Here is a 12,171-nt window from a genome sequence, read left to right as displayed (position 1 = left end):
GATCAAGGAAGAGCCGTGCCCCTCAAGGACCTGGCCCTGGGACTGGGCGTCATCGTCATCTGGGCGCTCAACATCATCGTCATCAAGCTCGGCGTGACCGAGCTTCCGCCACTGCTGCTGACCACCCTGCGCTTCGCCCTGGTGGCCGCCCTGCTGGTGCCCTTCCATCCGGTGTCACGGGCGCGCTTGCCGTTCCTGGCGCTGCTGTCGGTGACCTTCGGCACCCTGCACTTCGCCCTGCTGTTCATCGGCCTCGGCCAGGCCGAGGCCGGTACCGGCGCCCTGCTGGTGCAGATGGGCACGCCCTTCGCCACCCTGCTGGCAGTGATATTCCTCAAGGAGAAGCTGGGCCCGCGGCGGCTGGCGGGCCTGCTGCTGTCGTTCGCCGGCGTGGTGGTGCTGGCCGGCGGCCCGACGCTGCCCGCCCCGCTGCCCACCGCCCTGCTGCTGGCCAGCGCCCTGGCCTGGGCGGTGTCGCAGCTATTGATCAAGCAGGGCCCGGCGGTGCCCCCCATGGCGCTGGCCGGCTGGATCGCGCTGTTCGCCACCCCGCAGGTGGCGCTGGGATCCTGGTGGTTCGAGCAGGCGCACTGGGCCGCCCTGACCGAGGCCGGCTGGCGCGGCTGGGGCGCGGTGCTCTACACGGCGGTGATGTCGTCGATCGTCGCCTACGGCATCTGGTACGGCCTGCTGCGGCGCCACCCGGTCAACCGCGTGGTGCCGCTGATGCTGCTGATGCCGGTGCTGGCGGTGGCGCTGGGCATGCTGCTGCTGGGCGACCCGCTCGGCCCCAACAAGCTGATCGGCGGCGGCCTGGTGGTGGCCGGCATCGCCCTGATCGTGGTCCGCCTCGGCGGCCGCACGCGGCGCGGCGCCTCGGCCTGAGCGACGACGCTCAGCCGTTCACGTCGGCGGCGGTGGGGCATTCGCCGCCGTCGCCGGGCCAGCTGACGCAGTCGCCCACCGCGATGCCGTGCGCCTCGAAGACGCCGGCATTGACCTCCAGCGCCGCTTGATAGGGCGCATCCGGGCGCGTCACCGGGCACTCCCGGGCCGACGCCGAGGTGCAGGGCGCCATGCGGCGGATATCGACGATGCGTCCGGCCTCGTCGATGAAGGCGATGTCCAGCGGGATCAGGGTGCGATACATCCAGAAGCCGTTGCGCGAGGGTTGAGTGCGGTCGTAGAGGAACAGCATGCCGGCATCCTGCGGCAGGCGCTCGCGCCCCATCAGCCCCTGGGCGCGCTCGGCCAGCCGGCGCGCCACCTCGACGGTCAGCCGGCGGGGCCCCGCCTCGCCGTGCACCGTCAGCGGCACCCGCGGCAGGCGCGCCTCCTGGGCCGAGGCGAGGCCGGGCCAGGAGGCCGCCAGTGGCAGCGCGGGAAACAGGGAAAGCGCCTGGAGCAGGCGGCGGCGGGTCGGATTCATGACACTCCTCTCATGGGGATGCGGCGCGGTTGCCGAACAGGGTAGCCGATGGTGCCACCCACGGTCCCGGGATCAGTCGTGGGGCGGCGCGGTGCTGTCGCGAATCACCAGCTCGTGGGGCAGCACGACCCTGGGCGCGATCTCGCCGCGCCCCTCCAGGATATCGATCAGCATCTCCACGGCGTGGCGACCGAAGGCCTCGGCGGGCTGGGCAATGGTGGTCAGTGCCGGGACGCTGTAGGAAGCGAAGGCGATATCGTCGAAGCCGGCCACCGAAACGTCGGCGGGTACCGACAGCCCCGCCTGCCGGAGGCGGCTGATGGCGCCGATGGCCATCTCGTCGCTCTCGCAGAAGATCGCGGTCGGCGGCGCCTCGCCGGCCAGCAGGCTGCCCGCCGCCGCATGCCCGGAGGCCGGGGTGAAGTCGCCGGGACACAGCAGGGTCTCGTCGGGGGCGATGCCTGCGGCCGCCAGCGCATCGCGATAGCCCGCCACGCGATCGCGGGTCAGCGGGCTGCGCCGCGGCCCCTGGATCATGGCGATGCGCCGGTGGCCCAGCGCGATCAGGTGCTCGGTGAGGGTACGCGCCGCCGCCCGGTTGTCGATCCGGAGCGTCGGACAGGGAGCGTCGTCGAGCACCTCACAGGCGTTGACCATGGGCAGCGGCCGGCCCGGCTCGACGGCATCGTCCGAAAAGGGGTTGAAGGCGCGCAGCTGGATGACGCCGTCGGCCTGGCGGGCGGCCACCATGCCGGCGTACTGGATCTCGTCTTCCTCCTGCCCCAGGGTGTTGCACAGCAGCACGCCGTAGCCCTGCTCTCGGGCCGCCTGCTGGACCCCGGCGATCACCCGGGCGAAGAAGGTGTTGGCGATGGTCGGCACCAGCACCGCCAGGTTGTGGCTGCGCCGGGAGCGGAACTGCACGGCCATCTGGTTGGGGCGGTAGCCCGAGGCTTCGATGGCCCGGCGCACCCTGTCGCGGGTAGCCGGCGACACGATATCCGGCGACTTGAGGGTCCGTGACACCGTGGCCACGGAGACGCCCGCCAGTTCGGCGACCTTGCGTATATTGGACATGCGTCCTCTTCTCGATGCGACACGATCCGCCGCCCCGGCTCGCCCGACGAACCGGCCGCGGCGGACGCCCCAGCTTATCGCATGCGACCGGCGATATCCTTAGAGCCTTCTGATCCAAACGTTGCGAAAGCTCACTGCCGCGTCGTGATCCTGCAGGGCGAGCGGGGCGCAGCCGTGGGCCTCGTCGTAGGAAGGCGCGCCGATCCACTCGGTGGTGCCCTGGATGGTGGCGTGATGCTGTACCAGCACGCCGTTGTGCAGCACCGTGACGTGGGCCGGCGCGTCCAGCTCGCCGTCCTCGTCGAAGCGCGGCGCGGTGTAGAGGATGTCGTAGGCCTGCCACTCGCCCGGCCCCCGGGAGGCGTTGACCAGCGGCATGTGTTGCTTGTAGATCGAGGCCGCCTGGCCGTTGGCGTAGGTAGGATTGTCGTGGGAATCCAGCACCTGGATCTCGTAGCGCTGCTGCAGGAAGACGCCGCTGTTGCCGCGATCCTGGCCGTCGACGCCGTCGGTGTCGGCCGGGGTGCGCCACTCCAGGTGCAGCTGGGCGTCGCAGAACGCCTCCCGGGTGCGGATGCCGCCGGCGCCGGGCACCACCGTCATGGCGCCGTCCTCCACCCGCCACTCGGCCGGCCCGCCCGCCTCGCCTTCCCAGGCGGACAGATCCGTGCCGTCGAACAGCACCACGGCGTCCGACGGCACGCCGCCGGCCGGTGCCGCCACCACCGGCGGCGCCGGCTCCCAGACCTCCGTCCTGGCCGCTCGCTCGGCGTCACTGAGCGCGTCGGCCTGGGTGGCGGTCGATGCCAGGGCGGCCAGCGTGGCCAGCCCGGTCATCAGCGCGCCCGCAGACACTCCCTTGTGCATAAGATGTCTCCTCTCGTTGCATGAGCCGCGCGGGCGGTGACGCCCGCGCCGGGATGGCGCGAAGGCGCTCAGGTGGTCGCCCAGGCCGGCTCGCCGGGCTCGTAGGCGAGATCGCCGTCGTAGCGGCCTGGCACGGCCACGTAGCGCAGCACCTCGGTGCCGCCGACCTTCGAGGTGAAGAAGCCGAACAGGGTCAGCTGCTTGATCAGGGTGAAGCCGTGGGGCTCGCCCTCGGTGTCCACCTGCGCCCGAGCCTCGCTTTCCATCCGCGCCCGGGCCTCGCGGTCGAGGGCGGCGACGACCTCGCCGCGGCGCGGCGCGTCCAGAGCCAGGAAGCCCGCGCCGTGGGCCGCGCGGCTGTGGGCCTCGATCCGGGCGATGCCGTCGCGGAACCGCGCCTGCTGCTCGGCGGTGTAGCAGTCGCGCACGAACACCCGCATGAAGTCGCCGACCTCGGCGTCCTTGGCGCCCGGGGTATCGGTGCGCGGCAGCAGAGTCTCGGCCACCTCGTCGAGCAGACGCACGTCCGCGTCCGTCAGTGCCTCCTCGCCCCCGCCGCCGGCGAAGGCGGTGAGGGCCTGGCCGCCGACCAGCGCGGTGCCGGTGGCGACGGCGATCATCTTGAGCAGTTCGCGACGATTCATGCCAGATTCCCCCTCTTCAGCTCGCGCACGGCGTGGTCGACCGCCCGGGCGGTCAGCGCCATGTAGGTCAGCGATGGATTGACGCAGGACGACGAGGTCATGCAGGCGCCGTCGGTGACATAGACGTTGGGCGCATCCCACACCTGGTTGTGGGCGTTGAGCACCGAGGTGGCGGGATCGCGCCCCATGCGCGCGGTGCCCATCTCGTGGATGCCCATGCCCGGCGCGTAATCGCCCTCTTCGGGCGTCACGTTCCGCACCCCGGCGGCCTCGAGCATGTCCACCGCGTCCTGCACCATGTCGCGGCGCATGGCGCGCTCGTTGTCGCCGAGCCCGACGTCCATCGCCAGCACCGGCAGGCCCCAGGCGTCGGTGACGCCGTGGTCCAGCGAGATGCGGTTGGCGTGGCGGGGCAGCATCTCGCCGAAGGCGGTCATGCCGATGCTCCAGCCCCCCGGCTGGCTGAGCGCCTGCTTGAGCGCGGCGCCGTGGCTGACCTCGGCGACCTCGCGCTCCCAGCGCTCGCGGCTGGCCGAGCCCTGGTAGCCGAAGCCGCGCAGGTAGTCGCGGCGGTCGTCGCCGACGTTGCGGAAGCGTGGAATGTAGAAGCCCGCGGGGCGTCGCCCGAAGTAGTAGGTATCCTCGTAGCCCTCGATCTCGCCGCTGGCGCCGACGCGGAAGTGGTGGTCCATGACGTTGTGGCCGAGCTCGCCGCTGCTGCTGCCGAGCCCGCCCGGCCAGACGTCGGTGGCCGAGTTCATCAGCACCCAGGTGGAGTTGAAGGTGGAGGCGTTGAGGAACACCACGTCGGCGGTGTACTCGTAGGTCTGGCCGTTCTCGGCGTCCAGCACCTCGACGCCCCGGGCGCGGCCGCGGTCCTTGTCGTAGAGCACCTGAGTCACGATCGAGAAGGGCCGCAGGGTCAGGTTGCCGGTGGCCATGGCCACCGGCAGGGTCGCCGACTGGGTGCTGAAGTAGCCGCCGTAGGGGCAGCCCAGCCAGCACTTGTTGCGGAACTGGCAGTTGACCCGGTTCTGCTCCGGCTTGGGCTGGGTGATGTTGGCCGTCCGGCTGTGGATGAGATGGCGACGGCCGCCGAAGGATTGCTGGAGGCGCGCGGCCACGTCCTTCTCCACGCGGTTGAGCGGGATCGGCGGCAGGAACTCGCCGTCGGGCAGGATATCCAGCCCCTCGCGGGTCCCGGCGATGCCGGCGAAGCGCTCGACGTAGTCGTACCAGGACGCCAGGTCCTGGTAGCGGATCGGCCAGTCGACGGCCACGCCCTCGCGCTGGTTGGCCTCGAAGTCCGTCGGCGCCCAGCGGTAGCTCTGGCGCCCCCACAGCAGCGAGCGGCCGCCGACGTGATAGCCGCGGAACCAGTCGAAGCGCTGCCGCTCGACGTAGGGGTTGGCCCGCTCGTCGGCCCACATGCCCAGGGTCTGCTCGTTGAGCGGGTAGTCGCGGCTGAGCACCGGATAGTCGGCCTTCATCTGCTGGGTCGGCTCGCCGCGGTGCGGGTAGTCCCAGGCCTCCTTGTGGGCGTTGTGGTAGTCCTTGATGTGCTCGATGTTGCGGCCGCGCTCCAGCAGCAGCACCTTGAGTCCCTTCTCGGTGAGCTCCTTGGCGGCCCAGCCGCCGCTGATGCCCGAACCCACCACGATGGCGTCGTAATGATGATCTGCCACGATCGGTCTCCCTGTCCTTGTCGTTATCGTGTCTCGCCCGAGACCGGCGTCACTCGGCCGGCGCCGACAGCGCCTCGCCGAGGAAGCGATTGCCCTCGGTCAGCACCGCCTGGGCATCCTTCGGCTGGTCGTGCTCGATGACGTAGACCTCGGCGCCGGCCTCGCGGGCGGCGGGCAGGAGCTCGTCCCAGTCGAGAACGCCCTGGCCGATGATGGCGAAGCCGCGCTGGTCCTCGGCGGTGCCGGTCGGGGCGTTGTCCTTGGCGTGGATCGCGAACAGCCGGCCGTCGAAGTGCTCGAGGTACTCGGCCGGGTCCTGGCCGCCGCGGGCCACCCAGGCCAGGTCGACCTCGCCCAGCACCTCGGGGCCGGCGGCCTCCAGCAGGATCTCCAGCGCCGTGCGGCCGTCGAAGGTCCGCATCTCGAAGTCGTGGTTGTGGTAGGCCAGGCGCATGTCGTGCTCGGCGAGTCGGCTGGCCAGGCCGCCGATCTCCTCACCGAGCGCCCGCCAGCCCTCGGCGCTGTCGGGTCGCTCGTCCTCGGCCAGGTAGGGAATCACCAGGGTGTCGTTGCCGATCGCGCGGTGGAAGGCGACCACGTCGTCGAGATCGTGGCGCAGGTCGTCGAGGGGCACGTGGCTGGAGCTGACCGACAGCTCGTGCTCGGCCAGCAGCGCGTTCATCTCCTCGGCCTCGACGCCCTGGTCGCCGACCAGTTCCACCGAGGCGATGCCGGCGCGCTCGACGGCCGCGAACTGCTGCTCCAGCGAGCCGACATCGCGCAGGGTGTACATCTGGGCGGCCACCGGCGAGGCGGCCGGGTCCTGAGACTGGGCGTGAGCCAGGCCCGGCAGCGCCAGGGCGGCCCCCAGGCAGGCCAGCAGCGTGCGGCGGCGGAAGGCGGCGAGCGGGCGTGCGGTGTTGTGGTTCATGGCGGGCGTGTCTCCGTGTCGAGTGGGCTCAGCGGCGAGCCATGACCGCTTCCGGCGGACATGTAACCGGTTACACGATATATGTCATCGTTCCGTCTTGCGCAATGTATCGACCGGCCCGCCGGCCGGCCTCGCGACAAGGTGCCCGAGCGCCCGGCCCCGGCATGGCGGCGTTTGCGCGCCTCGCCCGGCATGCACTAGACATTGGCCGCATAGCCTTTGGTCGCATTGCTCGATCCACGCCGCGTCCCCTACTTTGCGAAACACAGCATGTAACCGGTTACATCACCACTATTCACCCACGATCCGGGAGCGATCGATGTCCCCCACCCCGAGAGTCCGCCTGGGCATGGTCGGCGGCGGCGAAGGCGCCTTCATCGGCCAGGTCCATCGCCTGGCCGCCAACCTCGACGGCCACTTCGAGCTGGTCTGCGGCGCCTTCAGCCGCGACGGCGACAACAACGCCCGCACCGGCGCCGCCTGCGGCGTGGCGGCATCGCGCCTGTACGCGGACTGGCAGAGCCTGCTCGACGGCGAGCGCGCCCTGCCCGCCGACCAGCGCATGCAGCTGCTGGTGATCGTCACCCCCAATCACCTGCATGTGCCGATCTCCGAGGCCGCCCTCGCCGCCGGCTTCCACGTCTTCTGCGAGAAGCCCGCCGCCCTGTCGCTGGACGAGGCCCGCGGCCTCGAGGCTACCTGGCGCGAGCATGGCGGCCTGTACGGCCTGGCCCACACCTACCTGGGCTACCCGATGGTGTGGCAGGCCCGCGCCATGGTCGACGCCGGCGCGCTTGGCCGGCTGCGCAAGATCCACGTCGAGTATCCCCAGGGCTGGCTCGGCGAGACCCTCGAGGCCCAGGGCAACAAGCAGGCCGGCTGGCGCACCGACCCGGCCCTGGCCGGCCCCAGCGGCTGCATGGCCGACATCGGCACCCACGCCTTCGGCCTGGCCGAGTTCGTCTCCGGGCAGCGCGTCACATCGCTGTGCGCCTCGCTCGGCAGCCACGTCGACGGCCGCCGGCTGGACGACGACGGCGACGTGTTGCTGCGCACCGCCGAGGGCGCCAGCGGCACCCTGATGGCCAGCCAGGTCAGCACCGGCGAGGAGAACGCGCTGAAGCTGCGCCTCTACGGCGAGGACGGCGCCCTGGAATGGCGCCAGATGGAGCCCAACAGCCTGATCCACCGCTCGCGGGGCGCGCCGATGCGCGTGCTGCGCGCCGGCATCGACCAGCCGGAGCTGGTCGACGCGGCGCTGTCGCGGCTGCGCCTGCCCGGCGGCCACCCCGAGGGCTATCTCGAGGCACTGGCCAACCTCTACGGCGACGCCGCCACGGCAATCCGGCGCGGCGACCGCGGCGACATCGCCGGCGTGCCCGGCATGGCCTCGGGGCTGCGCGGCATGGCCTTCATCGAGGCGGTCACCCAGAGCCAGGCCGGCGGCAGCCGCTGGACCGACCTGCCCTCCATCGACTGAACGGGAGCCTCCCATGAGCGACACGTCTTCCGGCATCCGCGGCCCGGCGATCTTCCTGGCCCAGTTCATCGGCGACGAGGCGCCCTTCGACGGCCTCGACGCCATCGCCCGCTGGGCCGCCGAGCAGGGCTATCGCGGCATCCAGGTGCCGACCCACGACCCGCGCTTCATCGACCTCGAGCGCGCCGCCGAGAGTCAGGCCTACTGCGACGAGCTCAAGGCCCGCTGCGCCGCGGCCGGCGTCGAGATCAGCGAGCTCTCCACCCACCTGCAGGGCCAGCTGGTGGCGGTTCACCCGGCCTTCGACGAGCTGTTCGACGGCTTCGCCCCGGCCGAGCTGCACGGCGATCCCGAGGCCCGCACCGAGTGGGCCATCGCCCAGCTCAAGCTGGCGGCGAAGGCCAGCCAGCGGCTCGGGCTCAAGGCCCACGCCACCTTCTCCGGCGCCCTGCTGTGGCCCTTCTTCTATCCCTGGCCACAGCGCCCCGCCGGGCTGGTCGAGGAAGGCTTCGCCGAGCTCGGCCGGCGCTGGCGGCCGATCCTCGACGCCTTCGAGGAGGCCGGGGTCGATCTGTGCTACGAGATCCATCCCGGCGAGGACCTGCACGACGGCGCCTCCTTCGAGCGCTTCCTCGAGGCGGTGGATCATCATCCGCGAGCCAGGATCCTCTACGACCCGAGCCACCTGCTGCTGCAGCAGCTCGACTACCTGGGCTTCATCGACCGCTACCACGAGCGCATCGGCATGTTCCACGTCAAGGACGCCGAGTTCACCCCCGACGCGCGCAGCGGCGTCTACGGCGGCTACCAGGGCTGGGTCGATCGCCCCGGGCGCTTCCGCTCGCTGGGCGACGGCCAGGTCGACTTCAAGGGCATCTTCAGCCGCCTGACCCGGTACGGCTTCGACGGCTGGGCGGTGCTCGAGTGGGAATGCTGCCTGAAGGACGCCGCCCAGGGCGCTGCCGAGGGCGCGCCCTTCATCGCCGAGCACCTGATCACCCGCGCCGGCCGCGCCTTCGACGACTTCGCCGGCCAGGACACCAGCCCGGCCCGCAATCGCCGCATCCTGGGGCTGGCGCGCTAGCGCGCCGCCCCGACAGAACCGCGCCAACGAGCCTCACAACAACAAGCCTCACGAGAAGGAAAACGCCATGTCACTGCTACGCTCGCGCCTGAGCCTGATGATGTTCCTGCAGTTCTTCATCTGGGGCGGCTGGTTCGTCACCCTGGGCACCTTCCTGGCCAGCAATCTGGAGGCCAGCGGCGGCCAGATCGGGATGGCCTTCGCCACCCAGTCCTGGGGGGCGATCATCGCGCCCTTCGTCATCGGCCTGATCGCCGACCGCTACTTCCACGCCGAGCGCCTGCTCGGGGTACTGCACCTGCTGGGCGCGGCGCTGATGGTCGGGCTCTACCTGGCCGAGGACTTCGCGACCTTCTATCCACTGGTGCTGGCCTACATGATCCTCTACATGCCGACCCTGGCGCTGGTGAACTCGGTCTCGTTCCACCAGCTGCGCGACCCGGCCACCGAGTTCGCCCGCATCCGCGTGTGGGGCACCCTCGGCTGGATCGTCGCCGGCCTCGGCATCAGCTACGTGTTCGCCTGGGACTCCGCCGCCGGCATCGGCGAGGGCCTGCTGCGCAACACCTTCCTGATGGGGGCGATCGCCTCTCTGGCGCTCGGCGTGTACAGCTTCACCCTGCCCGCCACCCCGCCCAAGGCCAGCGGCCAGACCGGCCTGCGCGAGGTGCTCGGCCTGGATGCCCTGTCGCTGCTGAAGGACCGCAACTACGCGATCTTCTTCGCCGCCTCGGTGCTGATCTGCATTCCGCTGGCCTTCTACTACCAGAACGCCAACCCCTTCCTGGCCGAGGTCGGCGTGGCCAATCCCACCGGCAAGATGACCCTGGGACAGGCCTCCGAGGTGCTGTTCATGCTGCTGCTGCCGCTGTTCATCGGCCGCTTCGGCATCAAGAAGACGCTGCTGATCGGCATGCTGGCCTGGGCGCTGCGCTACGCGATGTTCGCCTTCGGCGACGCCGAGGGGCAGCTCTACCTGCTGCTGCTGGGCATCGCGCTGCACGGCATCTGCTACGACTTCTTCTTCGTCACCGGGCAGATCTACACCGATGCCAAGGCCGGCGAGCGGTTCAAGAGCGCCGCCCAGGGCATGATCACCCTGGCCACCTACGGCGTCGGCATGCTGATCGGCTTCTGGATCGCCGGCCAGGTCACCGACCACTACGCGCTGGCCGAGGGCGGCCACGACTGGCAGGGCATCTGGCTGTTCCCGGCGGCCTTCGCCCTGGCGGTGCTGGTGCTGTTCCTGATCGCCTTTCGCGAGCGCCGCGCCCGGGCCGGTACCGAGGCGGCCTCCCGCGCCTGACGCCACCCGCCCCGCCGCGGGCGGGGCCCTCGACGCCAAACGACACCGCCGCGCCTCTCGACAAGAGGCGCGGCGGTGTCGTCTGGGAATGCCGGGGGCGACGTCTGAAACGTCGACGGAGAACGGCATCAGATCGCGGGTCACTACCCCAGGATCGACTTCAGATCGATGCGCGACTCCCGCGGGCTCAGGTCCAGCAGCGCCTCCAGCCCGAACAGGTGATCGTGGATCGCCCCGCGGGCGGCTTCCGCCTCGCCCGCGGCCAGCAGCTCGACCAGCCGCTCGTGCTGGGCCTCCTGATAGCAGGACGAAAGCCCCGAGCGCTTGTAGAGCGCCACCACGATGGAGGTGCGCAGCACCAGGTCGGTGAGCATGCCGCCCAGCACCCGGTTGGGCGAGTGCTCGGCCAGCAGGTGATGCAGATTCAGCGAGTGCTCGATGCGCGCCGGCTCGTCGCCGCGGCGATAGGCTTCGGTCTCCTCATTCGCCTGGATCCTGAACGCGTCCAGCGTCTCGGCGGACAGCGTGCCGGCCAGCAGCGCGACCACCTCGCCCTCCACCAGGCGCCGGGCGGCGAAGGTCTCGCGGGTCTCCTCGATGCTCGGCGCCCGCACCCGGGCCACCTGATTGGGGCGCTGGTCGACGACGTGCTCCGAGGCCAGCCGGGTCAGCGCCTTGCGCACCACCGAGCGGCTGACGCCGAACACCTCGCCGAGCGTCACCTCGGGCAGCTTGGTGCCCGGCGGCAGCCGCTGCATCAGCACCGCTCGGCGCACCTTGTCGGCGATATCGCGGTCGCCGACGCGGGCACCGCTCCTGACGTCGGCCTGCAACTCCTCGTGCCAGGCTTGGCTCATGACGTGGGTCTCCTGATCGTCCGCGCGGACTGTCGCATGTGGGCGGATGGCTGACTGTATCGCATCCCGACATTGTATACAGAAAATGCCCCGACCGTCGGCAACGGTCGGGGCAAACCGGCGAGTACCAGGACAAACGAGCGAGTGCCGGGGACAGGCCGCAGAGGGGGTCCTATGCCATGGGTGAGGAGTCCACCTCCGAACGGGCTGGTCATGGATGACCAGCACCGGTCCTGCAAGCGGAGCAGGATGCGGGAGCGCCGCAGGGCATCGGTAGCGCCCAGGGATGGGGTTACAGCGCCCCCTCGCAGGCCTGTCACCGGGACAATGACAGAATCCTTGCGTCAGTCGGTGCGATGCCGCTCGTTGACGTCGAGGATCTTGAGGGTATTGGTGCCGCCGTGGGCGTTCATGTGGTCGCCGCGGGTGAGGATCACGTGATCGCCCGGCTCGGCCACGCCCTGCCCCACCAGCAGTGCCATGGCGCGGTCGTTGAGCTCGGCGGCCGACATCTCGCTGGTGTCGAAGGGCAGCGAGATCACCCCGCGATACAGCGCCATGCGCCGCTGGGCGACGGGATTGTGCGCCAGCCCGACGATCGGCAGCCCGGAGCGGATGCGCGAGGCGATCAGCGGCGTGTAGCCGGTGGCGGTCATGCAGGCGATGGCGGCCACGCCGGTGAGATGGTTGGCGGCGTACATCGCCGACAGGGCGATGGTCTCGTCGATGCGCTCGAAGCCCTCGTGGATGCGGTGGCCGGAGGACTGGGCGACCCGCTCGCGCTCGGCGCCCAGGCACACCCGGGCCATGG

Annotated in this window: 12 protein-coding genes; 4 read left to right on the top strand and 8 right to left on the bottom strand. The window is 70.8% G+C overall.

Going from position 1 to position 12,171, the window contains the following annotated elements; translation table 11 throughout:
- Nucleotides 1–15 precede the first annotated feature (15 nt).
- Complete coding sequence (locus tag CVH10_RS10275) at nt 16–885, top strand: DMT family transporter (RefSeq protein WP_035594935.1); 870 nt, start codon at nt 16–18, stop codon at nt 883–885.
- A 10-nt stretch (nt 886–895) separates the two neighbouring features.
- Here the strand turns inward: CVH10_RS10275 and CVH10_RS10270 are convergent, their stop codons facing one another.
- From CVH10_RS10270 to CVH10_RS10245, 6 genes are all read right to left on the bottom strand, one after another.
- Nucleotides 896–1,429, bottom strand: coding sequence for a DUF192 domain-containing protein (locus CVH10_RS10270; protein ID WP_106488616.1), 534 nt, complete (start codon nt 1,427–1,429; stop codon nt 896–898).
- Nucleotides 1,430–1,501: 72 nt separating this feature from the next.
- Nucleotides 1,502–2,506, bottom strand: a complete 1,005-nt coding sequence (locus CVH10_RS10265) for a LacI family DNA-binding transcriptional regulator (RefSeq protein ID WP_106488615.1) — start codon at nt 2,504–2,506, stop codon at nt 1,502–1,504.
- Between the two features lie 99 nt (nt 2,507–2,605).
- Nucleotides 2,606–3,373, bottom strand: coding sequence for a DUF1080 domain-containing protein (locus tag CVH10_RS10260; RefSeq protein ID WP_219924697.1), 768 nt, complete (start codon nt 3,371–3,373; stop codon nt 2,606–2,608).
- Nucleotides 3,374–3,441: 68 nt separating this feature from the next.
- Nucleotides 3,442–4,017 carry a gluconate 2-dehydrogenase subunit 3 family protein gene (locus CVH10_RS10255; protein WP_035594945.1) on the bottom strand — a complete coding sequence of 192 codons (576 nt, stop codon included), beginning with the start codon at nt 4,015–4,017 and terminating at the stop codon, nt 3,442–3,444.
- Nucleotides 4,014–5,702 (bottom strand): GMC family oxidoreductase, encoded by a 1,689-nt coding sequence (locus CVH10_RS10250; RefSeq protein ID WP_106488614.1) that lies wholly within the window; start codon nt 5,700–5,702, stop codon nt 4,014–4,016. Before CVH10_RS10250 ends, CVH10_RS10255 begins: the two co-directional genes overlap by 4 nt.
- 49 nt (nt 5,703–5,751) lie before the next feature.
- Nucleotides 5,752–6,633 carry a sugar phosphate isomerase/epimerase gene (locus tag CVH10_RS10245; protein WP_106488613.1) on the bottom strand — a complete coding sequence of 294 codons (882 nt, stop codon included), beginning with the start codon at nt 6,631–6,633 and terminating at the stop codon, nt 5,752–5,754.
- A gap of 319 nt (nt 6,634–6,952) precedes the next feature.
- Here CVH10_RS10245 and CVH10_RS10240 point away from each other — a divergent pair, with 319 nt between their 5' ends.
- From CVH10_RS10240 to CVH10_RS10230, 3 genes are all read left to right on the top strand, one after another.
- Complete coding sequence (locus tag CVH10_RS10240) at nt 6,953–8,113, top strand: Gfo/Idh/MocA family protein (protein WP_369335781.1); 1,161 nt, start codon at nt 6,953–6,955, stop codon at nt 8,111–8,113.
- Nucleotides 8,114–8,126: 13 nt separating this feature from the next.
- Nucleotides 8,127–9,197: a sugar phosphate isomerase/epimerase gene (locus tag CVH10_RS10235; protein WP_106488611.1), complete on the top strand. Its 1,071-nt coding sequence runs from the start codon at nt 8,127–8,129 to the stop codon at nt 9,195–9,197.
- A 67-nt stretch (nt 9,198–9,264) separates the two neighbouring features.
- On the top strand, nt 9,265–10,503 hold the full coding sequence (locus CVH10_RS10230) for a nucleoside permease (protein ID WP_106488610.1): 1,239 nt from the start codon (nt 9,265–9,267) through the stop codon (nt 10,501–10,503).
- 143 nt (nt 10,504–10,646) lie between these two features.
- On the opposite strand, the gene CVH10_RS10225 is transcribed toward CVH10_RS10230, so the two are convergent.
- Together CVH10_RS10225 and CVH10_RS10220 are read right to left on the bottom strand one after the other, a co-directional pair.
- Nucleotides 10,647–11,360, bottom strand: a complete 714-nt coding sequence (locus tag CVH10_RS10225) for a GntR family transcriptional regulator (protein ID WP_106488609.1) — start codon at nt 11,358–11,360, stop codon at nt 10,647–10,649.
- A 344-nt stretch (nt 11,361–11,704) separates the two neighbouring features.
- On the bottom strand, nt 11,705–12,171 hold a 467-nt coding region (locus CVH10_RS10220; protein ID WP_369335780.1), incomplete at its 5' end, for a pyruvate kinase alpha/beta domain-containing protein.

The organism is Halomonas sp. ND22Bw, from assembly GCF_003011945.1.
GTDB classification, from domain to species: domain Bacteria; phylum Pseudomonadota; class Gammaproteobacteria; order Pseudomonadales; family Halomonadaceae; genus Halomonas; species Halomonas halophila.
This window is presented reverse-complemented; position numbering and strand designations above follow the sequence as displayed.